General features: G+C 60.6%; 28 protein-coding genes. 9 read left to right on the top strand and 19 right to left on the bottom strand.

The window, feature by feature from the left end; translation table 11 throughout:
* Positions 1 to 9 precede the first annotated feature (9 nt).
* The 4 genes from DBR18_RS25825 to DBR18_RS25810 form a co-directional block, all read right to left on the bottom strand.
* The gene (locus DBR18_RS25825) at positions 10 to 1173 is read right to left on the bottom strand and encodes an EAL domain-containing protein (protein ID WP_108592438.1); all 1164 of its coding nucleotides are present in this window, start codon (positions 1171 to 1173) and stop codon (positions 10 to 12) included.
* Between the two features lie 124 nt (positions 1174 to 1297).
* A complete protein-coding gene (locus DBR18_RS25820; RefSeq protein WP_108592437.1) occupies positions 1298 to 1636 on the bottom strand; it encodes a hypothetical protein in 339 nt (112 codons plus the stop codon).
* Complete coding sequence (locus DBR18_RS25815; RefSeq protein WP_108592436.1) at positions 1633 to 2019, bottom strand: phage holin family protein; 387 nt, start codon at positions 2017 to 2019, stop codon at positions 1633 to 1635. The genes DBR18_RS25820 and DBR18_RS25815 overlap by 4 nt, the downstream gene beginning before the upstream one ends.
* 2 nt (positions 2020 to 2021) lie before the next feature.
* Positions 2022 to 2336, bottom strand: coding sequence for a YqjD family protein (locus DBR18_RS25810; RefSeq protein ID WP_108592435.1), 315 nt, complete (start codon positions 2334 to 2336; stop codon positions 2022 to 2024).
* Positions 2337 to 2641: 305 nt separating this feature from the next.
* Here DBR18_RS25810 and DBR18_RS25805 point away from each other — a divergent pair, with 305 nt between their 5' ends.
* Complete coding sequence (locus DBR18_RS25805) at positions 2642 to 3850, top strand: ammonium transporter (RefSeq protein WP_108592434.1); 1209 nt, start codon at positions 2642 to 2644, stop codon at positions 3848 to 3850.
* Here the strand turns inward: DBR18_RS25805 and DBR18_RS25800 are convergent.
* Positions 3847 to 5559, bottom strand: a complete 1713-nt coding sequence (locus tag DBR18_RS25800; RefSeq protein ID WP_108592433.1) for a monovalent cation:proton antiporter-2 (CPA2) family protein — start codon at positions 5557 to 5559, stop codon at positions 3847 to 3849. The genes DBR18_RS25805 and DBR18_RS25800 overlap by 4 nt on opposite strands.
* A gap of 201 nt (positions 5560 to 5760) precedes the next feature.
* Here DBR18_RS25800 and DBR18_RS25795 point away from each other — a divergent pair, with 201 nt between their 5' ends.
* The 3 genes from DBR18_RS25795 (at position 5761) to DBR18_RS25785 (ending at position 7432) form a co-directional block, all read left to right on the top strand.
* Complete coding sequence (locus DBR18_RS25795; RefSeq protein WP_108592432.1) at positions 5761 to 5997, top strand: glutaredoxin family protein; 237 nt, start codon at positions 5761 to 5763, stop codon at positions 5995 to 5997.
* Between the two features lie 145 nt (positions 5998 to 6142).
* Positions 6143 to 6460, top strand: coding sequence for a transcriptional regulator (locus DBR18_RS25790; RefSeq protein WP_108592431.1), 318 nt, complete (start codon positions 6143 to 6145; stop codon positions 6458 to 6460).
* Between the two features lie 81 nt (positions 6461 to 6541).
* Positions 6542 to 7432: a pseudouridine synthase gene (locus tag DBR18_RS25785; protein WP_108592515.1), complete on the top strand. Its 891-nt coding sequence runs from the start codon at positions 6542 to 6544 to the stop codon at positions 7430 to 7432.
* A 76-nt stretch (positions 7433 to 7508) separates the two neighbouring features.
* On the opposite strand, the gene DBR18_RS25780 is transcribed toward DBR18_RS25785, so the two are convergent.
* Entirely contained in the window at positions 7509 to 7730 is a 222-nt protein-coding gene (locus DBR18_RS25780; protein ID WP_003226722.1) for a YgdI/YgdR family lipoprotein, read from the bottom strand.
* 78 nt (positions 7731 to 7808) lie between these two features.
* Positions 7809 to 8411 carry a molybdenum cofactor guanylyltransferase MobA gene (mobA, locus tag DBR18_RS25775; RefSeq protein WP_108592430.1) on the bottom strand — a complete coding sequence of 201 codons (603 nt, stop codon included), beginning with the start codon at positions 8409 to 8411 and terminating at the stop codon, positions 7809 to 7811.
* Between the two features lie 82 nt (positions 8412 to 8493).
* Between mobA and moaB the strand changes: the two genes are divergently transcribed.
* Both moaB and glp read left to right on the top strand, forming a co-directional pair.
* Complete coding sequence (gene moaB, locus DBR18_RS25770) at positions 8494 to 9033, top strand: molybdenum cofactor biosynthesis protein B (protein WP_108592429.1); 540 nt, start codon at positions 8494 to 8496, stop codon at positions 9031 to 9033.
* A gap of 22 nt (positions 9034 to 9055) precedes the next feature.
* Positions 9056 to 10243, top strand: a complete 1188-nt coding sequence (glp, locus tag DBR18_RS25765; protein ID WP_177482442.1) for a gephyrin-like molybdotransferase Glp — start codon at positions 9056 to 9058, stop codon at positions 10241 to 10243.
* A gap of 53 nt (positions 10244 to 10296) precedes the next feature.
* Here glp and DBR18_RS28455 read toward each other — a convergent pair whose 3' ends face one another.
* On the bottom strand, positions 10297 to 10605 hold the full coding sequence (locus tag DBR18_RS28455) for a hypothetical protein (RefSeq protein ID WP_177482439.1): 309 nt from the start codon (positions 10603 to 10605) through the stop codon (positions 10297 to 10299).
* 306 nt (positions 10606 to 10911) lie between these two features.
* On the opposite strand from DBR18_RS28455, the gene yegS reads away from it, so the two are divergent.
* Positions 10912 to 11829, top strand: coding sequence for a lipid kinase YegS (gene yegS / locus DBR18_RS25755; protein ID WP_108592427.1), 918 nt, complete (start codon positions 10912 to 10914; stop codon positions 11827 to 11829).
* Here yegS and DBR18_RS25750 read toward each other — a convergent pair.
* The 3 genes from DBR18_RS25750 to DBR18_RS25740 form a co-directional block, all read right to left on the bottom strand.
* Positions 11813 to 12472, bottom strand: coding sequence for a response regulator transcription factor (locus DBR18_RS25750; protein WP_108592426.1), 660 nt, complete (start codon positions 12470 to 12472; stop codon positions 11813 to 11815). The two genes, yegS and DBR18_RS25750, sit on opposite strands and share 17 nt — an antisense overlap.
* Positions 12469 to 13362 (bottom strand): sensor histidine kinase, encoded by an 894-nt coding sequence (locus DBR18_RS25745; protein WP_108592425.1) that lies wholly within the window; start codon positions 13360 to 13362, stop codon positions 12469 to 12471. The genes DBR18_RS25750 and DBR18_RS25745 overlap by 4 nt, the downstream gene beginning before the upstream one ends.
* Before the next feature lie 490 nt (positions 13363 to 13852).
* On the bottom strand, positions 13853 to 14323 hold the full coding sequence (locus DBR18_RS25740; protein ID WP_108592424.1) for a hypothetical protein: 471 nt from the start codon (positions 14321 to 14323) through the stop codon (positions 13853 to 13855).
* A 453-nt stretch (positions 14324 to 14776) separates the two neighbouring features.
* On the opposite strand from DBR18_RS25740, the gene DBR18_RS25735 reads away from it, so the two are divergent.
* Positions 14777 to 15712: a chemotaxis protein CheV gene (locus DBR18_RS25735; protein ID WP_025113180.1), complete on the top strand. Its 936-nt coding sequence runs from the start codon at positions 14777 to 14779 to the stop codon at positions 15710 to 15712.
* 191 nt (positions 15713 to 15903) lie between these two features.
* Positions 15904 to 16710, top strand: a complete 807-nt coding sequence (locus tag DBR18_RS25730) for an MOSC domain-containing protein (protein ID WP_108592423.1) — start codon at positions 15904 to 15906, stop codon at positions 16708 to 16710.
* Between the two features lie 71 nt (positions 16711 to 16781).
* On the opposite strand, the gene DBR18_RS25725 is transcribed toward DBR18_RS25730, so the two are convergent.
* The 8 genes from DBR18_RS25725 to DBR18_RS25690 all read right to left on the bottom strand — a co-directional run.
* Positions 16782 to 17066: a pyrimidine/purine nucleoside phosphorylase gene (locus DBR18_RS25725; RefSeq protein WP_097088279.1), complete on the bottom strand. Its 285-nt coding sequence runs from the start codon at positions 17064 to 17066 to the stop codon at positions 16782 to 16784.
* A gap of 114 nt (positions 17067 to 17180) precedes the next feature.
* Complete coding sequence (locus DBR18_RS25720) at positions 17181 to 17723, bottom strand: exonuclease domain-containing protein (RefSeq protein WP_108592422.1); 543 nt, start codon at positions 17721 to 17723, stop codon at positions 17181 to 17183.
* A gap of 70 nt (positions 17724 to 17793) precedes the next feature.
* A complete protein-coding gene (locus tag DBR18_RS25715) occupies positions 17794 to 19755 on the bottom strand; it encodes an acetyl/propionyl/methylcrotonyl-CoA carboxylase subunit alpha (protein ID WP_108592421.1) in 1962 nt (653 codons plus the stop codon).
* Positions 19756 to 19864: 109 nt separating this feature from the next.
* Positions 19865 to 20662, bottom strand: a complete 798-nt coding sequence (locus DBR18_RS25710) for an enoyl-CoA hydratase/isomerase family protein (RefSeq protein ID WP_108592420.1) — start codon at positions 20660 to 20662, stop codon at positions 19865 to 19867.
* On the bottom strand, positions 20659 to 21816 hold the full coding sequence (atuD, locus tag DBR18_RS25705) for a citronellyl-CoA dehydrogenase (RefSeq protein ID WP_108592419.1): 1158 nt from the start codon (positions 21814 to 21816) through the stop codon (positions 20659 to 20661). The genes DBR18_RS25710 and atuD overlap by 4 nt, the downstream gene beginning before the upstream one ends.
* Before the next feature lie 30 nt (positions 21817 to 21846).
* Complete coding sequence (atuC, locus tag DBR18_RS25700) at positions 21847 to 23463, bottom strand: geranyl-CoA carboxylase subunit beta (protein WP_108592418.1); 1617 nt, start codon at positions 23461 to 23463, stop codon at positions 21847 to 21849.
* 3 nt (positions 23464 to 23466) lie between these two features.
* Positions 23467 to 24336 (bottom strand): SDR family oxidoreductase, encoded by an 870-nt coding sequence (locus tag DBR18_RS25695; RefSeq protein WP_108592417.1) that lies wholly within the window; start codon positions 24334 to 24336, stop codon positions 23467 to 23469.
* Between the two features lie 12 nt (positions 24337 to 24348).
* Positions 24349 to 25233, bottom strand: an 885-nt coding sequence (locus DBR18_RS25690; RefSeq protein WP_146188798.1) for an acyclic terpene utilization AtuA family protein, incomplete at its 5' end; no start/stop codon positions are given.

Here is a 25233-nt window from a genome sequence, read left to right as displayed (position 1 = left end):
CAAGCGGAACTACAGCCCGGCCGCGTCAATATCGATCAACAGCAGGCGCTCGCCGTTATCGAAAAACTGGCCGGCGGTCAGGCAGTACTGGTTGCTGGTCGCATCGCGGTATGTGCTGGACAGAGTCAGCCGCCGCTCTTCCCAGCCTTCGGCCAGCAGATGATAGAAGTACGGGCGCCATGACCAGTTGTGTCCCAGGTATCGATTGTCGGCAACCCAGCCATGCGGGCGCCATTCAAGATTGGGTGTCAGTTGGGTGCCATGCCGATCGCATTGATAGAAGCGCAATAGCCAGGGAAAAGCTCCCGGTTGCGGCAGCGCGCTCAACGGCGCATGCGCTTGTGCCCAGGCTTGCAGGATCGTCATGAGCTCGGCCAGTTGCTGGCGCATTTGCATCAGGCGTGCGTGTTCGGCGAGTTTCTGATTCACGTAACGCTGGCGCAATTTCGCGAAACGCTGGACGAAAGCATCAGCGGGATAGAACGCCTCCTGTGCGCGGGCGAACAGAAACCACTGGACGTAGCGCGAGCCGCACTCAAGGGCGAAATCCAATTGCGCTTCGGTTTCGACCCCTTCGGCGATGATCCAGCAGCCCGTCTTCTCCGCCATCTGCGCCAGCGCCTTGACCACATCGCTGCTGGGGCCGCCGAGTGCGGCGGCCTGGAACAAGCGCATATCGAGTTTGAGTATGTCCGGTTGCAGCGCAAGCACCCGGTCGAGATGCGAGTAGCCGGCACCAAAATCGTCGATGGCGATCCTTGCCCCCACCTGGCGATAACGCGCCACCACTTCAGCCAGACGCTGGCCATTACCGCCCAGTTCGGTGATCTCGAACACGATGCGTCGCGGATCGACGCCGTGTCGCGTCATCTGCTGGAGGCTGGGCAAAGCCTGATCGCTGCGCAGTCGGCTGATCCAGCGCGGCGACATGTTCAGGCTCAGGAACCAGTCGTGCGGGGCTTCCTGCAAGCGGCTCAGGGCATTGTCGCGAATCTGGCGATCGAGACGGCGCAGGGCAACGGCGGGTGTGCGTGGGTCAGCGAACAACGGCCCGACCGAGTTCAGTTGGCCATCGGCCTGACGCAGACGACCCAAGGCTTCGACGCCGGCAATCCGCCCCGTGGCGGTATCGATGAAGGGCTGGAAGCAGGCGAGCGGTTGCCCGTCGATCACGGGGCCTCCTTAGTGGGCGGGTTCGGGTTCAATCCCGTCCGGCGGACAGGCGCACGGGATTGAATCTGCAGATAAGCAGATTCAATCCCGCGGATATTGCAAGAATGCAGCCAGAAGCGTGGGCTCAGCGTTTGGGCGAGCTTTGCATGACCAGTTTGATCAAGGGACCAAGGCTTGTGCCCAGGCGGATCAGACGGGTCAAACCGCCAACACCACCGCTCTTGGCTCCTTTGCCGGTCAGAAAGCCCAGCAACGTCACCGCCGCCATCCCCCACAGCGGCGCATGTTTGACGCCGAAGCCGCCTTGCAGGTTCTGGGTCATGCCGCGCATACGATGCAACGGCGCCAGCACCTGACCGGTTTCATGGCGAATTTCCTGACGGTGCATTTCCATGCGCAAGCGGATCAAGGCCTTGCGCATTTCCCGACGCGAGCTGTTATGTGGCAGTTCAGGCAGGCTCATGGCAGCAGGCGCTCCCGGTCGTTAGCCAGCTCTTCCAGGGTGCCATGGAAGGGCGAGGATTCATCGAAGACCGCTGCCTTCAGGCGCAATCCACAGAAGGCGGCCGCCAGGGTGTAGAACACGCACAGGCCGATGATCGCGGCCAGACGGTAGGTGTCCCAGAACACGATCAGCACCAGAGTCGACAGACCGACCAGCAACAGCAGCGCAAACACCAGTGCCAGCCCTGCGAACAGCAACAGGCTGACGGTGCGTGCCTTCTGCTCTTGCAACTCAATGCCGAACAACTCGACATGACTGTGCAGCAAGCCAAGGACTGCGGCGCCCAGACGCCGCGTGGAAGATGCAGTGCCCGACGCCGGGCCATGTTCGCCGATCGACATGATCAGCGCCGGGTGGCCAGCAGGCCAATCAGAAAACCTACACCGGCGGCGATACCCACCGACTGCCAAGGGTTGGCCGACACGTAGTCTTCGGTGGCGGCCACTGCAGCCTGGCCACGGTCGCGGATCGTGTCTTCGGTAAGCTTCAGGGTTTCCCGTGCGCGCAGCAGGCTGTCGTGGATCTGTTCGCGCAATTCATCGGCCTGATCGCCTGCCAGAGTGGCGGTGTGCTCGAGCAACCTTTCGGTGTCGGCGACCAGGGTCTGGAAGTCGTTCATGAGGATTTCTTGAGCAGTCTTTGCCTTGATGCTGGCCATGGGTGGATCTCCGTAAGTGACATCTGAAGCGTTCGAGTATGAGCCTTGCGCGAAGGTTCAGTACAAATGACTGGTACAGCTTTTGCTATGTCGTGGTGCGTCCTGCTGCCGCCGTGCGCTGTTGGCGGGCGTGCATGCAGCAAAACCTTAACTCAAATAATCCTGGTTCGTGTCAGGACATCAACCATGTGCGCCAAATCGGTTCGTCGCAGTTGCAGTGCGGGGGCGGACGGGGCGCAACTTGGTGCATGAATTGTTCGCGCGAACCGCTTTGGTGCCTTTTTAGCCTTCAGGTCTGCCTCTTTATGGAAAATCTGCAAAGCGCTGTGGACACGCTGGTTCACAGCTCCAACACGTTGTTCATTCTGATCGGTGCGGTGATGGTGCTGGCGATGCACGCCGGTTTCGCCTTCCTTGAAGTCGGCACGGTTCGCCAGAAAAACCAGGTCAATGCGCTGTCGAAAATTCTCAGCGACTTTGCCGTTTCGACTCTGGCCTATTTCTTTATAGGCTATTGGATCTCCTACGGGGTGACCTTCATGCAACCGGCGGCGGTGCTGAGTGCTGATCACGGTTATGGGCTGGTGAAGTTTTTCTTTCTGCTGACCTTTGCCGCAGCGATCCCGGCGATCATCTCCGGCGGCATTGCCGAGCGCGCTCGGTTCGTTCCGCAATTGTGTGCGACGGCGCTGATCGTGGCGTTCATCTACCCGTTTTTCGAGGGCATGATCTGGAATGGCAACTTCGGTCTGCAAGCCTGGCTGACGGCACGCTTTGGCGCGGCGTTCCATGACTTCGCAGGTTCGGTGGTGGTGCACGCCATGGGCGGCTGGCTGGCGCTGGCGGCGGTGCTGCTGCTCGGTCCGCGCAACGGGCGTTATCGCGACGGGCGTCTGGTGGCGTTCGCGCCGTCGAGCATTCCGTTTCTGGCGCTGGGTTCGTGGATTCTGATTGTCGGCTGGTTCGGCTTCAACGTGATGAGCGCGCAGACCTTGCAGGGCGTCAGCGGGCTGGTGGCGGTCAACTCGTTGATGGCCATGGTCGGTGGCACGGTGGCGGCGTTGATTGTCGGGCGCAATGACCCGGGCTTCCTGCACAACGGCCCGCTGGCCGGGCTGGTGGCGATCTGCGCCGGTTCCGATCTGATGCATCCGGTCGGTGCCCTGGTGACCGGCGCGATTGCCGGCGCGCTGTTTGTCTGGTGCTTTACCGCAGCACAAGTCAAATGGCGTATCGATGATGTGCTCGGCGTCTGGCCGCTGCACGGTTTGTGCGGTGTGTGGGGCGGCATTGCCTGCGGCATCTTCGGCCAGACTGCGCTGGGTGGCCTCGGCGGTGTCAGCCTGATCAGCCAGTTGATCGGCACTGCGCTCGGAGTGCTGGTGGCGTTGCTGGGTGGTTTTGCCGTATACGGCGTGATCAAAGCGTTGCACGGCCTGCGCCTGAGTCAGGAGCAAGAGTATTACGGCGCCGACCTGTCGCTGCACAAGATCGGCGCGGTGAGTCAGGATTAAGCTTCCTGGTCTTCGGCGCCAGGGTAGAAACCGTGCAGCAGGCGATAACGGTCGATGCGCACCTGATCGATTTTTTCCTGCACCTGATGGGCCGGCAAGCCGAGCATGATCAGCGCGTGGGAGGCGAGCATCAGGCTCGATTCCAACAGCTCCGGCACCACTTCGGTGGCGCCGGCGGCCTTGAGTTCGGCCCATTGGCTGTCGTCGCGGGTTCGTACCAGAATCGGGATGTGCATATTGAGCCGGCGCGCTTCCTTGAGAATCCGCAGGCTGACATCGCTCTGATCCACGGCGATCACCAGCAATCTGGCGCGCAACAACCCGACCGCCGTCAGCAAATCGCCTCGTGAGGAATCGCCGTAATGCACATCGCTTTCGCTGCAAGCGGCTTCCTGCACGCGCACCGGATCATTATCCAGAGCGATGTAAGGTTGGCTGGCATTGCGCATGAAACGGCCGATGGATTGGCCGACACGGCCGTAGCCGCAGATCACCACGTGTTGATTCAGCCCGGCGTTGAGGGCGCTGATTTCCTCGATTTGCGCCTCCTGGTTCGGCTTGCGATGCAGGCTTGCGGCAATGCGTGGCGCGGCGCGCAACAGCAGTGGCGTCAGCAGCATCGAACAGAAGGTGGCCGCGAGCAGCAGGGCGCCCAACTCGTCAGGCAACATGCGGTTTTGCTGCATCTGCGCCATCAACGCGAAGCAGAATTCCCCGCCCTGCGCCAAGGCCAGGCCGCTGCGCCAGGCCGTTTCGTGATCGCTGCCGCGCCACTTCACCAACAGCGCGACGACAATGCCTTTGATCAGCATCAGACCAAGGGTCAGGCCGAGAATCAGCAAGCTGTGACTGACGAACAGTTGCAGGTCGATCAGCATGCCGATGCTGACGAAAAACACCCCGAGCAGGATGTCGCGAAAGGGCCGGATGTCGGCTTCGATCTGATGGCGATAGTGGCTCTCGCCCAGCAGCATCCCGGCCAGAAAAGCACCGAGGGCAGGGGACAGGCCCAGCAGGTGGGTCAACCATGCGGTGAGCAGCACAATGACCAGCGCCAGCAGCACGAACAGCTCCGCCGAACGTGAGGCAGCCACTTCATGGAACAGCCGTGGCAACAACCAGCGACTGGCCAGCAACAGACCGAAAAACAGCACCACGGTCTTCACCAGCGTCAATGGCAAGGCCCAGTACCAGGCTTGCGTGCTGCTGCCGGCGAACACCGGCACCAGGGTCAGCAGCAACACCGCGACCACGTCCTGAAACAGCAACACCCCGACCGCATTCTGCCCGTGACTGCTGAACACTTCGCCCAGGCTGCTCAACTCCTTGGTGACAATCGCCGTCGACGACAGCGACAGCCCGGCGCCAAGCAACAGGGCCGGGGCCAGCGGCATGCCCAGCAGTATCAGCACCAGCCCGAGCAATCCGGTGCTGAGCAACACTTGCTGGCTGCCCAGGCGAAACACCACTTTGCGCAGCGCGATCATTTTCGACAGGGAAAACTCCAGACCCAGCGAGAACAGCAGAAACACTACCCCCAGCTCGGCCACGTCGGGCAGGTGTTCGCTCTCGTTGACCCAGTTGAATGCGGTCGGTCCCACCATCAGGCCCACACAGAGATAGCCCAGCACCGGCGGCAGGCGCAGGCGGCGGAACAGGGCAATCATCACCAGGGATGAGGCGAGGATGATCAACAGGTTGGCAAACACAAGGCACTCCGATGTCAGGTTCAGGCTTCTCAAGCGTAGAGGCAAAAAGTCCGGGAGCATCGCCTGACTGGGTTTTTTGCGGGCTGATTTGCGTCAGGGTTTTGCATGCTCGTTGCCATGCAAGGGCCTGTGGGCTGCCGTGGCTCGACGGGTTTTCGAGGCAGGCCTAGAATGAGTGCTCATTTTTCCGGTTGAGCGATCATGCTTCCTGAATGTCAGTTGTTCGGCACCTTGGGATGCCATCTGTGCGAGGTGGCAGAAGCCGAGTTGATGCCGTTTGTCGAGCACGGCCTGCTGGTGGAACTGGTGGATATTGCTGACGATGAATCCTGGTTCGAGGCTTACAGCCTGCGGATTCCGGTACTGCGTCGAATTGACACCGGCGCGGAGCTGAGCTGGCCTTTCAGTGCCGATCAGGTCGTGGCCTTCCTGCGCTGAATGGGTCATCCACTGGTCGTGAGCGGCCATCCTCCCGTTGGCACTCTGCGGATTATTCGTTTACTGTATGCGCATACAGTAATTGGGTTGGCCTGCTGCTTTTGATGACTTGAGCAGGTGAATCCGGCAGTCAGAGGGACGAACCGTGGTCAATGTCGAACAGTTGAAGAACAGCGTGAACCGGATGTCGGTTGACGTGGTGCGCGAGGCGGTCCTCGAGTTGCGTCTGGACGGGCTGGTCACGGAGGGCAAGACGCCGTTCAACAAACTGCATTTCAACACCTGTTTTGCCGAGATCGAAGCGCTGTTCCAGCGCGCCGGTTATCACAAACAGCTGGACGTGGTCGGCTATCAGGGCCTGTTGTACGCCTTGTATGACCCGGGGCGCTGGGAGGCGGTCGATGTGCTGCGCTGGCTGAAGGAGTTCACCGAAGCCGCTGCACTCAAGTCTGTACCGGCCTGAATCGGGCGGCAGATTCTGCGCTAGGTTCGCCTCGCTCAGTGTTGGATAATGCCGGCCTGCATCGAGGGTTCGAATTTCCGTATGTCCACTCCATCATTTTCTGCTGCACAGAATCAGGCCAGCACCCTTTACTTGCCGCCTGGCACATGGCCGACCGTGCTCGATTGCCTGTGTCAGCATTTCCGCGCAATCAGTCGCGAGCAGTGGCTGGACCGGATCGCCCGAGGGCGGGTGCTGGACGGTCAGGGCCAGCCGATCGCGGTGGATCTGCCGTACAAGGAAGGCCTGCGCATTCACTACTTCCGTGAAGTGCCAGATGAGAAGCCGATTCCGGTGCTTGAGTCGATTCTGTATGCGGATGAGCATCTGGTGGTGGCGGACAAACCGCATTTTCTGCCGGTCACGCCAGCCGGTGAGTACGTCGAGCAGACGTTACTGCGTCGCCTGATCCGTCGCCTCGATAATCCGCATCTGGTGCCATTGCACCGCATCGACCGGCACACCGCCGGGCTGGTGATCTTCTCGGCCAACCCACAAACCCGTTCGGCTTATCAGTCGCTGTTTCCGACCCGGCAGATCGACAAACGCTATGAGGCGATCGCCCGTGCGCTGCCGGATCTGGAGTTTCCCTTGGTACACAAAAGTCGTCTGATCGACGGCGAACCGTTCTTCCGCATGCAGGAAGGGCCGGGGGTTGCCAATACCGAAACCGCTGTGGAAGTCCGGGAGAAGAACGGCGATCTTTGGCGCTACGGCCTGTACCCGGTGACTGGCAAGAAACACCAGTTGCGGGTGCACATGACCGCGCTGGGGGCGAGTATCTGCAACGATCCGTTTTATCCGGACGTGTTGAAAGACGTCGAGGACGACTACGCCAATCCGCTGAAGCTGCTGGCGCAGGGGCTGCGGTTTATCGACCCGGTGACCGGTGAGCAACGCGAGTTCGAGAGCAGGATCACCTTGCAGTGGTGACGCCACTGATTTTCCAGCGCCCATGAAAAAGCCCGCATGAATGCGGGCTTTTTCGTATCCGGTGTCGACCTGGAGCTTACAGCTCTTTAACGGTACGAACCTGATCCTTGTTGATGCGGGTCTCTTTGCCGTCCAGTTGCTTGAACTCATAGAACCCCGAATCTTCGTCATATTTCGGGGTGTCGACGGCCTGGATTTCGCGACCGTCATTCAAGGTGATCACTGTTGGCGACGAGCAACCAGCGAGGGTTGCCAGGCCCAGTGCGAGCATGAAAGTGGCGAGGGTCCGTTGAGTCATGGGTGTGTCTCCGAATGGGAATACTTTTGGTTACTGAGCTTGAGACGTATACAAGGCGTGAGAGTTCCTTGAATGCTGTCAGTCTGACACAGTGTTATGCGCATTTAACAGTTCGGGGGTGTTCAGGTTGGCCAGTCGCGGGTCATTGTCCGGACATTGCAGGGCAGTCGCACCGAGATTGCGCATGATCCGGCCAGGGCTGCGTTCACCGGCGTTCCAGGCGTCCTCGAACGTGGGCAGAAGCGCGACGGGGATCACGCAAAGCAGGGGTTCCCAGTGGTCGTCGTGACGCAACATTAAAGGTTTTTCAGGAAACTGGCTGGCGGTTTCACGCATGTCCTGCAACAGCGCTGCGTCGATTCGCGGCACATCGCAAGGCAAGACCAGCAGGTGTGGCCGGCGGGCGGCCGTGAGACCGGCGAGGATGCCGGCGAGCGGACCGGGGAAGTCGCTCTGTCCATCGCTCACCAATTGGTCGGCGTAGGCGGCATAACGCTCGCGATTGCGGTTGCAGGAGATTATCAGGTCGTCGGTCAGCGGTCGCACCTTGCGCTGCAAGTGTGCAATCAACGGCTCGCCCTGCCATTCGATCAGCCCCTTGTCCTGGCCGCCCATGCGCTGGCCGCGTCCGCCTGCCAGGAGCAGAATGGAACAGGGGGGCAGTGGCGTACTCGTGATCATCTCGGCTCTCCGGCAGGGCGGCGAAAAATTCAGGCGCTGTGATATAACACCGGGCTGTTTCTTCTACAACTGGACGAGCCTGATGAAAGCCAAGGCCGATGTACCTTTTGCGCCGCTGAACATTGCGGTGCTGACTGTCAGTGATACCCGAACACTGGAAACCGACACCTCAGGCCAGGTCTTCGTAGACCGCTTGACTGCTGCTGGCCACTACCTGGCCGAACGGGTTCTGCTCAAAGATGACTTGTACAAGATCCGCGCGCAAGTTGCCCACTGGATTGCCGAGGACGTGGTGCAGGTTGTGCTGATTACCGGCGGCACAGGCTTCACCGGACGTGACAGCACGCCGGAGGCTGTCGCTTGCCTGCTCGACAAACAGGTCGACGGTTTTGGTGAGCTGTTCAGGCAGATTTCCGTGGCCGATATCGGCACTTCGACCGTGCAGTCGCGGGCACTGGCCGGTCTGGCCAACGGTACGCTGGTCTGCTGTCTGCCGGGTTCGACCAATGCGGTACGCACCGGTTGGGACGGTATTCTGGCCGAACAACTGGATTCGCGGCACCGTCCATGCAACTTCGTTGCTCATTTGAAGCAGGCGGCTCCTTGTGAATCCCGTGGGTAAGCCGGGCAAGACCGGCAGCCTCATGCCGGTCGAAGAAGCCTTGGCGCGCCTGCTGCAGATGGCCGAGGCCACGCCCATTCTCGAGCGCGAATATTTGCCCCTGGCGCAAGTTGACGGGCGAGTGTTGGCGCAGGATCTGGTATCGACGCTGGACCTGCCGCCCTGGCCCAACAGTGCCATGGATGGCTATGCGCTGAACCTCGCCGACTGGACCGGCGAGCCGATGCCGGTCAGCCAGAAAGTGTTCGCCGGTCAGTCGCCTGAGCCGCTGAAACCTGGAACCTGCGCACGAATTTTCACCGGGGCGCCCGTCCCGGCGGGTGCCGACTGTGTCGAAATGCAGGAAAACGCCGAGATTCTGGCCGATGGCAGCGTGAAGTTCATCGAGCCCATGTCCATTGGGCAGAACATTCGCCCGCAAGGCCAGGAAACAACCCCAGGTGAGTTGATACTGCCTGCCGGAACCCGATTGGGGCCGATCGAGCAGGGGTTGGCGGCGTCGTTGGGTTGCGCCGGACTGACCGTCGTACGCAAGGTGCGGGTGGCGGTGTTGTCCACGGGGGATGAACTGGTCGAGCCGGGTCAGGCATTGGGGCCGGGACAGATCTACAACAGCAATCGCGTGCTGCTGTGCAGCTGGTTACAGCGTTTGGGTTGCGAAGTGGTCGACGCCGGCATTCTTCCCGATGATTTATCCAGGACCCGTCAGCGGCTCGGCGAACTGCAGGATGTCGACCTGATTCTATCCACGGGTGGGGTGTCGGTAGGTGAGGCTGATTTCCTTGGTATCGCCTTGCGCGAAGAAGGTGAGCTGACCCTGTGGAAGCTTGCCATCAAACCAGGAAAACCATTGACGTTCGGGCATTTTCGCAATGTTCCGGTGATCGGACTTCCCGGTAACCCGGCGTCAACCCTGGTGACCTTTGCACTGCTGACTCGTCCATACCTTTTGCGGCGGCAAGGCGTGCAGGCTGTGGAGCCTTTGAAGTTCCGTGTGCCGGCGGGATTCGACTGGCCACAGGCAGGTAATCGTCGCGAATACCTGCGTGGTCGTCTTGAGCAGGGGCGGGCTACGATTTATCGCAACCAGAGTTCCGGCGTCCTGCGCAGTGCTGCCTGGGCCGATGGCCTGGTGGAGGTAATGGAGGGCCGCACACTGGTTGTCGGGGAAGACGTCATGTTCATACCGTTAAGCGATCTGCTGGATTGACTCCCGGATCCGTAGCGAGGATGCCTGCAGGCATCCTCGCCATGCCCTGGGCATCAATGGCTCAGTAAAGCCACCATTTGATCGAACCGACTGTTGGCTACCCAACCGAGCAGCCCCATTGCGACGGCCGTCGCACCGGCGGCATAGGCAAGTCGGTGCTTGATGGTTTTGACGTCGCTCCTGATTTCATCCATGTCCCTTCGGATGTACTTGAGGTGGGTTTCCAGCTCGGTAACACGAGGTTCCATTTCTGATTCTCCGGTGGTCTTGGCGCTGCTTTTGAAATCGGACTTTTTATAGGCGCGCTTTTCGGCCTGCGGTGGAACAGGGCTCACCGGCGCCCTGGCTTCATGGTTCAGCATGATGGCTCCCGGTACTGCACCCAGCCGGACAACCAACACCTTGCCTTGCGCTCACTTTCGCGCTTGACGTGAATCCGCTCATTACCTGCACATCCTTGTGTTGCCTCGTTGATTGATACTGCCCACACAAGGTGTACCAATGCCAGAACCAGGTCAATTAAGCCGATTCATCAAGATTCGTAGGAAAGGTCTGCGTGTTGTAGATCCCCGCTCATCTGTATCGAATTTATTCAAATCTTTGCGACTTTTTTGCAAGTGCGCGCGGTCAACATGTCTCATATCGATTCAAACTGCGGAGTAACCGTTATGAGTGAACGCAAGGCGCTGTTGATTCTGCATGGCAAGCAGGCACTCAACGAAGCAGTTCGCGCCGCTGTGGAACATAAGCGCGAGCAGGGGTGGGAACTGGCGGTGCGTCTGACCTGGGAGGCGGGGGATGCCCAGCGCATTGTCGAGGAGGCCCTGGCAGCCGGATTCAAGCAGATCATCGCCGGTGGCGGGGATGGCACGTTGCGCGACATTGCCCAGGCACTCGCTGCGCGTCCTGGCGAAGCCAGTCTGGTGCTCCTGCCGCTGGGCACCGCCAACGATTTTTCCCGTGCTGCGGGCATTTCGCTGGAACCGGCCGAGGCGCTGGATTTGCTGGATACGCCTGCACATGCCATCGATCTGGGCGAGGTGGGCGGACAGATTTTTCTCAACATGGCCACTGGGGGCTTTGGCAGTAATGTCACCGCCAATACGTCGGAAGATCTGAAAAAAGTCCTGGGCGGCGCGGCTTATCTCTTCACCGGATTGTCACGCTTCAGCGAGCTGCATGCAGCCTATGGCGAGTTGCAGGGGCCGGATTTTCACTGGAGCGGTGATTTGCTGGCGCTGGGCATCGGCAATGGTCGGCAGGCGGGTGGCGGACACGTGCTGTGTCCGCAGGCGCTGGTCGATGACGGTTTGCTGGATATCAGTATTCTCCCGGCACCGCAGGAGCTGGTCGGCACGCTCAAGAACCTGCTGAGCGATGGGTTCGGGATCGACAACATGTTCGTCCGCAACCGCTTGCCGTGGGTCGAGATCAAGGTCGCTGAAGGGCTGTGCATCAATCTGGATGGCGAACCGCTGGAAGGTGACAGTCTGCGATTCGAGGCGCGGCCGGGTGCGTTGTCAGTGCACTTGCCGGCGGGCTCACCGTTGCTGGGGAGGGCGCCGTCGATCAGTCGTCCAGGCTGATGATCTGCTCGCGTACTGCAAACAGTACCAGGCCCGCCACATCGTAGATCTGCAAGCGCTTCATGATCTGCGAGCGGTGGGTTTCGACGGTCTTGATGCTCAGGCCCAGGCCGTTGGCAATTTCCCGGGTGGATTTGCCGCGTACGATCAACCGCAGGATTTCCAGCTGACGTGCTGTCAGGTTGTGGGAGTCGGTTGCTTCCGTATGGCTTTTCTGTGTGCGGATCAGTGCCTGGTTGATTACCGTATGGGCAATCGCCGGGCTCAGGTAGCGTTCGTTGTTGCGCAGGGCTTCGAGGGCATGCTCAAGCTCGGTGGCCGTGGTGTCCTTGAGCAGATAACCGTACGCTCCGGACTCCAGCGCCTGCATGATCAGCGCCGGGTCGGTGTGCATCGACAGAATCAGCACCTTGCTCTGCGGTCGCACGCGCTTGAGCCGTTGCAGGGCTTCCAGGCCACCGGTTTCCTTCATCGAGATATCCAGCAAGACGATATCAGGCGCCAGTTGCTCGACCATTTCGAGCAGTTGCGAGCCGTCACTGGCTTCGCCAACGACCGCGTAGCCGGGAATATCGAGCACCAGAGCGCGCACGCCGGCCCTGATCAGCGAGTGGTCATCCACCAGAAGTAAGTTACAAGTCAACGCATAACCTTATTCGTACTGGCCCGCTCGAGTGCACGGGGCGCCCAGGGGAATAGTGCTTCGATTTGAGTGCCTTTGCCCGGCTCGCTGATGACATTCAGCGTGCCGCCCAATTGTTCGATTCTTTCGGCCATTCCGGCCATGCCGCGTTGTCCTTCCCGGCCCGGATCGACGGCGGGCGCAAACCCTTGGCCATCGTCACTGATCAACAGCGTCAGGCCTTGCGGCAGGCGTTGCACACGGATCAGCAGGTTGCTGGCCTGCGCGTGTCGCAGAATGTTGGTAACCGCTTCCTGGGTGATGCGAAAGGCGGCAACCGCCATCTCTTCCGGGATGCCGTTGAGCCGTTGCTGACAATCGAGGCTCCAGTGCACTGGCGTGTTGGCCAGGGTCTTGAGCAGATGCGCACGCAGACTGGCTTCCAGCCCGAGACTGGTCAGTTGTCGCGGATTGAGAATGGCCGAAACGTCGCGCACCTTGTTCAGGGTTTCTTCAAGGGTGTCGCAGAGTGTCGAGCATTGCTCTTGCAGATCCTGTGGCAGACGCCTCTTCAACCATTCGCTTTGCAGCTTGGCGGCGGTCAGCAACTGACCGATGTCGTCGTGCAGTTCGCGGCTGAGCCGGTGCCGTTCGTTTTCCTGGACTTCCAGCAAACGGTCGGCGAGTTCCTGGGGCTGGAACTTGATAGATTTGCGCGAAAGGCGATATTGCACCCAGACACAAGCGGTGGCAGCGATGTTCAGCAGCAGCAGGCCCAGTGACAGTGGCGCCGACAAACCGTAGGTCAGCAGGCTGCCGACGGCGGCGATGACACTCAATATGAGTGTGAACCGGCGTGCATTTTCCCGGGAGGGTGGCCATGTGGTGATTGACTTGAGGCTGGCGTACATAGCGGATGGAGCCAATGGATGTTCGCTGCGGGTAGACCGGCCGGTGGCTGGCGGGTCTCTGTCTGAAAATGCTGTCAATTATGTTATTGATTTTAACGAGGCTCAGCGAACGCTATTTGATCATCAACTTTGGATGATGATGGTCATTGAATCACTGTGCCATTAATTGAGAGCAACTAACGGCCGGCATAATACCACTTAAGATACCGTTGGTCGCGTTGCCATATATGTCCATTGAGTCAGGAAAGACGCCATGTTGGACTCGAGTTCCATAATGGAAAAAGTCGGTTTAGTGTGCTCGACAGATATCGATGTCGCCCGAAGTTCAACGTTAACAGACACAGGCAAACCCTGAGGCCACGGGAAAATATTCGCAGGTGTCAGGGTGAGATTATTTAATTCGCTTTGTCGCTGGCAGGTATGAACTATTCAATTGCGACATTCTATGATTCGGATCTACCGCCTCGATTGGCGTATTGATCGCTGCCAATCAAGCCTGGCGCTCGGAATAGGTCAATAGCGCAAGTGACTGAGTCGAGAGTGGCGGCTGAAAGCGGCCTTGGCCAACCTGGAACGCGAAGGCTTCGATCAGCGAAGTCTGCTCGCTGTCATCAAGGCTCAATTGACCGGTGTTGTGATCGACCAGTTCGATCTGCCAGGCCATCAGGGTGAAACAGTCTTTGAGCGCTTCCAATGCCGGTGCGTGCAGGTCGATAGGTTCCGGCGCATGGTCGAGCAGACTATGAATGTGCAGGGAAAACTCGGAAATCGCCTCCAGTGCCAACGCTTCAGCGCGGCCCGCGAGCTTGAGCAGAGTGCTGCGCATGCAGTCGATCGCATCCTTGTCGTTGCTGATCAATTGCAGATGGCTCAGGCATTCCTCGGACTTGGCCAGCAGTTGTTCAGCCTCGACGAGAAATTCGGGAAAGCGTTGTGCCCAGTCTTTGCGGTCGATTGGCATGCTTATCTCCACAGCGTCATGTCTGATGAGGGAATGCCGTGTGTGTCGACGATCATGAACCGTCGGCAGATCGCGCCCCGCCGCACAAGTGCACTGGCCGAGGTTTTCCAGAGGGTGTGTTTCCACTGAACTGCGATCGCACACAATAGCCTGACTCCGTTCATGCAATGAGAATGGCGTCACATTAATGGCTATTGGAAATTGCGAACATCAGGTTGGGCCTGATTGATACTAGGGGATTCCCTTACACGCGGGAACCTGTGGCGCTAACTGTGGTCGCGCCAGGAAAGAATGTAGCAGATGAAATTGCCGAGCCAGTAAAGCATGATGTTAATGTGACATCAATGCCTGTGTATGGCATTTTGAGGGTGATTTCTATGGGGATCAAGAATCGCCATAAACAGCCGATAACCCCCAATAGTGAATTTATCAGCACAAGCCCAGGAGTCATTGATGGCCGGCATTCTCGACACGGTAGACCAACGCACGCAACTGGTGGGTGAGAATCGCCTGGAAATTCTCATGTTTCGACTGGCCGGACGCCAATTGTTCGCGATCAACGTGTTCAAGGTTCAGGAAGTTCTGCAACTGCCCAAGCTGACCCTGATGCCCCAGCGCCACCCGTTTGTCTGCGGTGTGGTCAACCTGCGTGGGCAGACGCTGCCGGTGATCGACCTGTCCCAGGCAATCGGTATGCGACCGCTGGTGCCGGGCCCCAACAGCACCATTATCGTCACCGAGTACAACCGCTCGGTGCAGGCTTTCCTGGTCGGTGGCGTAGACCGCATCGTCAACATGAACTGGGAAGCCATTTTGCCGCCGCCGACCAGCGCCGGCCGCCAGCATTATCTGACCGCGATCAGCAAGGTCGACGAGCAGTTGGTGGAAATCATCGACGTCGAGAAAGTCCTCGCCGAAATCGTCCCGTACAACGCCAAGGTTTCGCGCGACAAGCTCGACGATCCGGTACTGGAGCGTGCCCGTGGCCGCGAAGTGCTGCTGGTGGACGACTCCAACGTAGCGCTCTCGCAATTGCGCGACACCCTCGGCCAGCTCGGCGTGAAAATGCACATCGCCAGCGATGGTCTGAAAGCGCTGAACATGCTCAAGGCCTGGGCCGATACCGGCGTGAACATGACCGACAAGCTGCTGATGGTGTTCACCGACGCGGAAATGCCAGAGATGGACGGTTATCGCCTGACCACCGAGATCCGCAACGATCCACGCCTGCGTGGCCTGTACGTGGTGCTGCACACTTCGCTGTCCGGCAGCTTCAACGATTCGATGGTGAAGAAAGTCGGCTGTGACAATTTCCTCTCCAAGTTCCAGCCGGACAAACTGGTCGACGTGGTGCGCCAGCGTCTGATGCTCGATGAAGTGCCTGCCTGACCACAAAACCACACCGCCCCTGTAGGAGCTGTCGAGTGAAACGAGGCTGCGATCTTTTGATCCTTAAAGTCAACGGCAAAAGATCGCAGCGTGCCGCAGCTCCTACCTTGTCGTGCAGTGCTCGAACTCAGGCTTTGATTCGCAGATAAAGCTCGTATAGGGTGGCATTTTTGCCCATCAGGAAGCTGGACATGCTGCGTCTGAGCGCGCTTTATCGTTACCCGTTGAAATCCGGCAAGCCCGAGATTCTGCAGTCGATTGGCCTGGACAAGCTGGGCCTTGAAGGGGACCGACGCTGGATGCTCGTGGATGAAGCCAGTGGTCGCTTCCTGACCCAGCGGGCCGAGGCGAAGATGAGCCAGTTGTCGGCACTGTGGAATGCGCAGGGTGGTCTGACCCTCAGTGCGCCGCAGCAGGCAGCGCTGGATATCCCGTTGCCCGGGGATGAGGCCGAACTGCGCGGCGTGACGATCTGGCGCGACACGCTACGGGTTCCGGACGCTGGTGACGAAGCGGCCCGTTGGGTCAGCGATTTCATTGGCAAGCCGACCCGGCTGGTGCAGGTGCCGCTTGATCGCGCGCGCATGACGCAGGCCGGTTATGGCCGTGAAGACGATCAGGTGGCGTTCGCCGACGGGTTCCCGTTGTTGTTGATCGGCGAGGCATCGCTGCAGGATCTGGTGCAAAAGGTCGGGCGGCCGCTGGAGATGTTGCGCTTTCGACCGAATCTGGTGATCGAAGGCAGTACGGCGTTTGCCGAAGATGGCTGGAAGCGTATTCGCATCGGCGATGTCGAGTTTCGGGTGGTCAAACCGTGCTCGCGCTGCATCCTGACCACCATCGATCCGCAGACCGGTGAACGCAGTGCCGACCGCGAACCGCTGGCAACCCTGCAGAAATACCGTGCCCAGGCCGATGGTGCGATGTTCGGCCAGAACCTGGTCAACGACAGCAATGGGCGTCTGGAAGTCGGTATGGCGGTGGAAATCCTCGAATAACCGATGCCGCAAATGAAAATGCCCGTGTCCATGGACACGGGCATTTTTTTGCGCTGGGAAAAGCCGTTGCTTTAGCCGCGGTATTCGCACAGGTAAGCAGTCTCAACGGCGACTTTCAGCTGGAACTTGCTGTTGGCCGGCACGTTGAACTGGCTGCCGGCGGCGAAAGTTTCCCAGTCGCTGCTGTCCGGCAGTTTGACGGTCAGCGCACCGGAGACCACATGCATGATCTCGCGCTGAGCGGTGCCGAATTCGTATTCGCCCGGGGCCATGACGCCGATGGTCGCCGGACCTTCAGCGGTGCCAAAAGCGATGGACTTGACGGTGCCGTCGAAGTACTCGTTGACTTTGAACATGGGCGATTCCTCTCGAATAGGGCTTAAAAGGGTTAAAAAGGGCCGGCCAGTATGCACAAGGCTCCTGGCGCCGTCACCTGCCCGGAGCGTGTCCGGTGAGTTCTCGCTCTGACTTCACAGTGGCAGCACCAACGGCAGTAATCGCGCGGTGTTGCGCGCATCTTCCAGCGCCCGATGCTGCTGACCGCTGAACTGCATGCCGGCCAGTTGCAACGCACCGTTCAGCCCCAGCGGCCGCTCCAGGCGGCGGGCCTTGGCGAAGCGCTGCTTGAGATTCATGTGCGGCACCCGGCTCAACGCGCTGTCGAGTTGCAGGCGCTGCCATTCCTGAAGCAACTGCTTGCGGTCGTAGTCACCCCAGCTGACCCAGCCCTCGAGCCGTGGCTGGTGCTGCCCAAGCCAGCGTTCAAACGCCGGCCAGACTTCGCTCAATGGCTGTGCGGCGTCGATGTTGGCCTGGGTGATGTGCGTGAGTTCACGACAAAACGGCGTCAGCAACGGCCGCCGGGTCGGTTTGACGAACCGCTGAAAGTGATCCTGCTCGCGACCGGCACGATCGACCAGCGTCGCGCCGATTTCGATGATTTCCATTTCCGTAACCGGCCAGCCACCTTCATCAGTGGTGGCTTCCAGATCAATGACCAGCCAATGGGGCATCGCAGGTTTCCTGATTTACGCGTCCTGATAGATCAGAGCGTAGTCAAACCTTGCGTTTGCGCCTGGCGACTCACTCGACCTGCAACAGAACCTGACGATTCTTTACCTGATCGCCGACCTTGACCTGCACCCGCTTGAGCACGCCGTCGATACCGGCCTTGAGCGGGTGCTCCATTTTCATTGCCTCCAGCACCACCAGCAACTGCCCCTTGCTGACCGGGCTGCCTTCGCTGACCAGCACGTCGACGATGGCACCGTCCATCGGCGCCTTGAGCGTGCCGGAGCTGACGCTGCTCTGACTGCTGATCAGCGCATGAGTTCGGTCCTCAAGGCGCAGGCTGCCGGGATGGGTGAACAGCCACAGTGCTTCGCCATCGATCCGCCAGGCGTGGCGCTGGCGCAAGCCGTCGATTTCCAGCGTCACCGAGCGCTCGTCGCCATCGATGACTTTCAGTTCCAGCGCGCGCTCCATGGTGTTCACGGTGAAGAGGCCGTTGATGCCCGCAAGCAAGCGTACGCTCCAGTCCTGTTGTTCAAGGCCCAGGCGGTAATCGAGCGGTACGCCGGCATTGTTGCGCCAGCCTTTGAGCGATGCACGATGCGCCTGTGCGCCGGCCTGATAGAACAGCACGGCGGCAATCGCCAGTTCCTCGGCGCCGGGTGCGTAAGTGTGTAAACAGGGGTGGTCAGTGAAATGCTGCGCGATGAACGCGGTGCTGAATTCGCCGCTGATGAACTGCGGATGCTGCAGCAGGCTGACCAGCAAACGCTGGTTGCTCTGGACGCCGAGCAGCACGCTGTCCTGCACCGCGCGCAACAGCTTGCGCCGTGCCTCTTCGCGGGTGGCGCCATGGGCTATCAGTTTGCCCAGCATCGGGTCGTAGAACGGGCTGATCGATTGACCTTCGCGCAAACCATGATCGATTCGCGCACCCGGACTCAAGGCCGGTTCCCAGGCCTGGACGCGGCCGGTTTGTGGCAGAAAATCCTGCGTCGGATCTTCGGCATACAAACGCACTTCCATGGCATGGCCATCCAGCGTGACCTGATCCTGGGTCAGTGGCAGCGGCTGCCCCTCGGCGACCGCCAGTTGCCAGGCGACCAGATCCTGCCCGGTGATCAGTTCGGTCACCGGGTGTTCGACCTGCAGACGGGTATTCATTTCCAGAAAATAGAACTGCCCTCGGGCATCGAGCAGAAACTCGACGGTGCCGGCACCTACATAATTCACCGCCCGGCCAGCCTTGAGCGCTGCTTCGCCCATGGCCTGACGCAGCTCGCGGGTCATCACCGGGCAGGGCGCTTCCTCGATGACTTTCTGGTGCCGGCGCTGCACCGAGCAATCGCGTTCGCCGAGGTAGATCAGGTTGCCATGGTGGTCACCGAATAACTGCACCTCGACGTGGCGTGGTTCGATCAGCGCCTGCTCGAGGATCAGTTCGTCACTGCCGAAACCGTTCAGCGCCTCCGAGCGCGCCGTGCGCAATTGCGCTGGTAAATCTTCGCTGCTGTGCACCAGACGCATGCCACGTCCGCCGCCGCCGGCACTGGCCTTGATCATCAGCGGATAACCGATGCGCTCGGCTTCGCGCAGCAAGGTGGCATCGTCCTGCTCGGCACCTTGATAGCCGGCAATGCACGGCACGCCGGCATCGAGCATGGCGATTTTCGACAGGCGTTTGCTGCCCATCAGTTCGATCGCCTCGGCACTCGGGCCGATAAAAGTCAGGCCGGCCTCAGCGCAGGCGCGGGCGAATCCGGCATTCTCCGAGAGGAAGCCATAGCCGGGGTGGATCGCATCGGCACCGCTGCGCCGGGCGGCGTCGAGGATCGCCGGGATGTTCAGGTAAGACTGCTGCACTGGAGCCGGGCCGATGTTCACGGCTTGATCAGCCATTTGCACGTGCAGGGCATCGGCGTCGGCATCGCTGAACACGGCGACGGTGCGGTAGCCGAGGGCCTGGGCGGTGCGCTGGATGCGGCAGGCGATTTCACCACGGTTGGCGATCAGGATTTTGTGGATGGTGGGCATGGTTGTTCCCTCGGAATTTGCGATGTCGGTGCTGGCCTCTTCGCGAGCAAGCCCGCTCCCACAGACGGAACGCGTTCCAAATGTGGGAGCGGGCTTGCCCGCGAAGCTTTTAAGGGGCCCACCCAGGTTTACGCTTTTGCACGAAAGCCATGGTGCCCTCGATCCCTTCTTCGCCCGTCACCGCCTCGCTAAACATCTGCGCAGCCTGATCCAGCAATTCACTCGACGGCTGCCCGGCACTGGCGAGCAGCAGTTTTTTCGTCGCCGCGTTCGCTTCCGGTGCGCAGCACAGCACATGATCGAGCACTTCATCGAGGCGCTCGGCCAGTGCCTGCGGATCCTGCTCGACAAAATGCACCAGCCCCAGCCGCCGCGCCTGATGGCCATCGAAGCGCGCCGCAGTCAGCGCCAGACGGCGGGTTTCGGTCAGGCCGATGCGCTGCACCACGAACGGAGCGATCTGTGCCGGCAGCAAGCCAAGGCTGGTTTCCGGCAGACCGAACTGCGCTTGATGATCGGCCATTGCGATATCGCTGACGCATGCCAGGCCCAGTCCACCGCCCAGCACCGCGCCTTGCAACACGCAGATCAGCACTTGCGGCGCGTGCTGCGCTTCTTGCAGCAAGGCACCGAACGCGCGGTTCAGATCGCGATAGGCATCGGCGCCCCGGGCACGGGCGTTGGCCATGTCCTTGATGTCGCCACCGGCAGAGAAATGCCCGCCGGCACCACTAAGCACCAGGGCGCGAACCCTGCGCTCATCGCGCACCGCCGCCAATACCGCACGCAGTTCGGCGACCATTTGCAGGCTCATCGCATTGCGGCTGTCCGGGCGATTGAGGGTGATGTGCAGCACACCGCCGTGCTGTTCCAGCAACAGCGTCTGGCAATCGGGCAGGGGGCTCATTTCTTTTTCCCCGGCAGGATGCCCATCAGTTTGCAGATGATGCCGAGCATGATTTCGTCAGCGCCGCCGCCAATCGATACCAGCCGCACGTCGCGATAGGCGCGGGCCACCGGGTTGTCCCACATGAAGCCCATGCCGCCCCAGTATTGCAGGCAGCTGTCGCTGACTTCACGACCGAGGCGTCCGGCCTTGAGTTTGGCCATCGACGCCAGGCGCGTGACGTCCTGGCCTTTCACATACTGCTCGGTGGCCTGATAGACCAGTGCGCGCAGGCATTCGATTTCGGTCTGCAATTCGGCGAGGCGAAAGTGGATCACCTGATTGTCGATCAGCGCGTTGCCGAAGGTCTTGCGTTCCTTGCAGTACTCGATGGTGCTGTCGACGCAATATTCCAGGGCCTTGATCATGTTTGCCGCGCCGAACAGGCGCTCTTCCTGGAACTGCAGCATCTGCATCATGAAGCCGGCGCCTTCGTGGCCGATGCGGTTGCGCTGCGGCACACGCACGTTGTCGAAAAACACCTGGGCGGTTTCCGAACTGCGCATGCCGAGCTTGTCCAGGTGCGAACTGAGGCTGATCCCCGGCGTGTTCATCGGCACCATGATCAGCGACTTGTTGATGTGCGGCTTGTCGTCCGAAGTGTTGGCCAGCAGGCAGATGAAATCGGCGCTGGGCGAGTTGGTGATCCACATCTTGCTGCCGTTGATCACGTAGTCGTCGCCGTCCTTGCGCGCCGTGGTCTTGAGCCCGGCGACGTCGGAACCGGCACCGACCTCCGAAACCCCGATGCAGCCCACCTGCTCGCCGGTGATGGCCGGGCGCAGAAATTCGTCGCGCAACTCATCGGAGCCGAAGCGGGCCAGCGCCGGGGTGCACATGTCGGTCTGCACGCCGATCGACATCGGAATGCCGCCGCAATGAATGGTGCCGAACTCTTCGGCGGCGACAATCGAGTAGCTGTAGTCGAGGCCCATGCCGCCGAATTTTTCCGGTTTGGAAATACCCAGCAGACCGAGGTCGCCGGCCTTGCGGAAAATCTCGTGGATCGGAAATCGTCCGGCCTTTTCCCATTCTTCGACGTGCGGATTGATCTCGTGTTCGACGAATTGGCGGACGGTGCGGCGCAGTGCTTCGTGTTCCGGGGTGAAGATCATTTTTATTGTTCTCCTTGGGATCCGTGGCGGTCAGAAGCGGCTGACGCCGAAGCTGTTGGGTTGCAGCGTGCGGATGTCGGCTTCGTGGCAGATATCCAGCAGGTAACCGAGCAAGGTGCGGGTTTCGCGTGGGTCAATCAGGCCGTCGTCCCATAGATTGGCGCTGCCGTAAAGCGCGGTGGACTGACTGTCGAGTTTCTGCGCGGTGACCTGTTCGAGCATGTCGAGCATCTTCGGGTCCGGCACCAGTCCCTCCTTGAGCTGTTTGGCCTCGGTGACGATGCGCAGCACCTTGCCGGCCTGTGCGCCGCCCATCACCGCCGTGCGGCTGTTGGGCCAGGCGAAGATGAACCGCGGATCGAGACCGCGCCCGCACATCGCATAGTTGCCGGCACCGTAGGAGCCACCGACCACAATCGTCAGTTTAGGCACGCGCGCATTGGCCACCGCTTGAATCAGTTTCGAACCGTGTTTGATCACGCCTTGCTGCTCGGACTCGGTGCCGACCATGAAGCCGGTGGTGTTGTGGAAGAACAGCAAAGGCGTCTGGCTCTGATCGCACAGCTGAATGAATTGGGCCGCTTTGCTCGCACCGGCCGGGGTGATCGGGCCGTTGTTGCCGATCAGGCCACAGGCGCGGCCGTGGATTTTCAGTTGCCCGCACACGGTCTGCTGGTCGAACTCGCCCTTGAATTCGAGGAACTCAGATTCGTCGGCAATCCGCGCAATGATCTCGCGCACGTCGTAGGGTTTTTTCGGATCGTCGGGAATAAGCCCTAGCAGTTCGTCGATCGGGTAGAGCGGCTCTTTGTATTGCGGCTCCGGCAGCCACGGCAGCTGTTCGTTCCACGGCAGCATGCGCAGGATTTCGCGCACCAGTCGCACGCCATCAGCATCGTTCTCGGCCATGTACTCGGCGGTGCCGGCGACCTGCGCGTGCATCTCGGCGCCGCCCAGTTCCTCATCGGTGGCGACTTCGCCGGTTGCAGCCTTGAGCAGCGGCGGCCCGGCAAGAAACAGCTTGGCTTTGCCGCGCACCACCACCACGTAATCCGACAACCCCGGCTGATAGGCGCCACCTGCGGTGGCCGAGCCGTGCACCACGGTGATCTGCGGCAGACCCATGGCCGACATCCGCGCCTGATTGGCGAAGCTGCGCGCACCCTCAACGAAAATTTCAGCGGCATAGTTGAGGTTGGCGCCGCCGCTTTCGGCGAGGGTGATCACCGGCAGTTTGTTGTCTTGGGCGATCTGCTGCAGACGCAGGGATTTTTTCAGGCCGGTGGGGGAAATGGTGCCGCCCTTGATCGCACTGTTGTTGGCCACCACCATTGCCCGAATGCCGGACACATAACCGATGCCGGCGATCAGGCCGCCGCCGGCGGCGCTGCCGTCCTTGTCGTCGTGCAGTTTGTAGCCGGCCAGGCTCGCCAGTTCGAGGAACGGTGCGCCGGGGTCGAGCAACAGGTTCAGGCGTTCGCGGGGCAGCAGTTGCCCGCGCTTGTCGAATTTTGCCTTGGCTTCGGCAGCCTTGTTCAGCAGGTTCTGTTCCAGTTGCTGGACGTGCTCGATGGCCGTGAGCATCGCCGCGCGGTTGCGGGCGAAGGCTTCGCTGTGCGGATCGAGTTCGGACTGGATCTGCGGCATGGCTTACTCCTTGTCCTTGAGCACGTCGGGCAGGTACGCCCGATGGAAACCGTTGAACGACTCGCTGTGGCTTGCCTTGTGCAACGGCCATGCGCGGCTGCCGAGACTGGCGGCGCCATCGATTTTCAAGGTGCTGCCACTGATGAATGCCGCCGCCGGGCTGAGCAGGAAAACAATCGCTGCACTGACCTCCGATTCGGTGCCGATGCGTTTGAGCGGCACGTGTTCGCGCAGGGTCGGGATCACCGCTTTGAACGCGCCTTCATAAGTGTCCATGCCACTGGAGGCGATCCAGCCCGGTGCCACTGCATTGACCCGCACCCCGGCATAACCCCATTCGAACGCGGCGGTTTTGGTGAAATTGTCCATCCCCGAACGTGCCGCACCCGAGTGACCCATGCCGGGCATGCCGCCCCACATGTCGGCGAGCATGTTGACGATGCTGCCGCCGTGCTTGCTCATCGACTGGTTGAACACTTCCCGGGCCATCAGAAAACCACCGACCAGATTGGTGCGCAGTACGGTTTCGAAACCTTTCTGATTGATCGAGGCCAATGGCGATGGGTACTGGCCGCCGGCATTGTTGACCAGACCGTGGATCGGCCCGTGTTCGGCGATCAGTTCGGCAACCAGTGCCTTTACCGCGTCTTCGTCGCGGATGTCGCAGGCTTGCCAGTGAGCGCGGCCACCGTCCTCGGCGATTTCGGCGGCAACCTTTTGCAGTTTTTCCGGCTTGCGCCCGACCAGCAGCACATTGGCTCCGAGCGCTGCCAGTTCATGGGCGGTGCAGCGGCCGATGCCACTGCCGCCACCGGTGACGATGAGGGTCTGGCCGCTGAACAGATCGGCTTTGAAAATCGATGCGTAAGCCATGAAGCCCAACCTCTAGTCGAGTTGTTCGGCGATGCTCTGCGGCACCGGGATCTGGATTTCCAGCAATTGCTGGGCGAAAGCCTTGCCCTGTGGATCGATACGCAGACTTGCCACACCACCGCCACCGAGAGCGTTTTCCAGCAGGAAATTCAGGCTGTGGGTGCCGGGCAGATACCAGCGTTCGACCCGACCGTGAATTGGATCGAGCACATGGCGCATCCAGTCGACGATCACCGCCGGGGTCAGCGCTTCGGCGATCCACGGCAGGTAGTCGGGCCGACGCGGCAGGACGCCGATGTTGCTGTGGTTGCCCTTGTCACCGGAGCGCGCCACCGCCAGTTTGACCAGCGGCACACTGGCGTCGGCGCGGCCCTGGGGCTTGGGGGGCTGCTCGGGGGTTGGCAGGTCGTGGCTGTCGAGCGGGGTGTGCGCGGGCAGGGCGCAGGGATGTTGTTCGCCGGCCATGGCGACTTGCAGGGTGCAGGCGGTTTTATCGATCAGGAACGAGAACAGGCGGATCAAGGGATACACCGTCGGCCGCCCGCCGACGATGCCGGTCAGCCCCGGCGCCATGCCGGTGGCGGCCTGGGCGATTTCCCGGGAGAACAGGATCAATGCTTGTTTCTGTGGATGGCGCACGGCGAGTTTGATCACCACCTCGCGGCTGTCGCGACGCTGGCCGTGCGGGCCGTAGGTGGCTTCGCTGCCGAGCAGTTCGATGTTGACTTCGCTGTAGGGTGGCCAGTTGCGTTGGCTGAACATTTCCGAGGTCTTGTCGATGATTGCCTGACTGACGCACTGCGCGCCGCATTCGATGATGTGCCCGGCCAGCGCGGCCTGGGCCAGTTTGTCGTAGTCGTGCCACGCCCAGCCGAATTCATGCACCAGCGCCGCGCT

Source organism: Pseudomonas sp. HMWF021, from assembly GCF_003061005.1.
GTDB lineage: Bacteria > Pseudomonadota > Gammaproteobacteria > Pseudomonadales > Pseudomonadaceae > Aquipseudomonas.
This window is presented reverse-complemented; position numbering and strand designations above follow the sequence as displayed.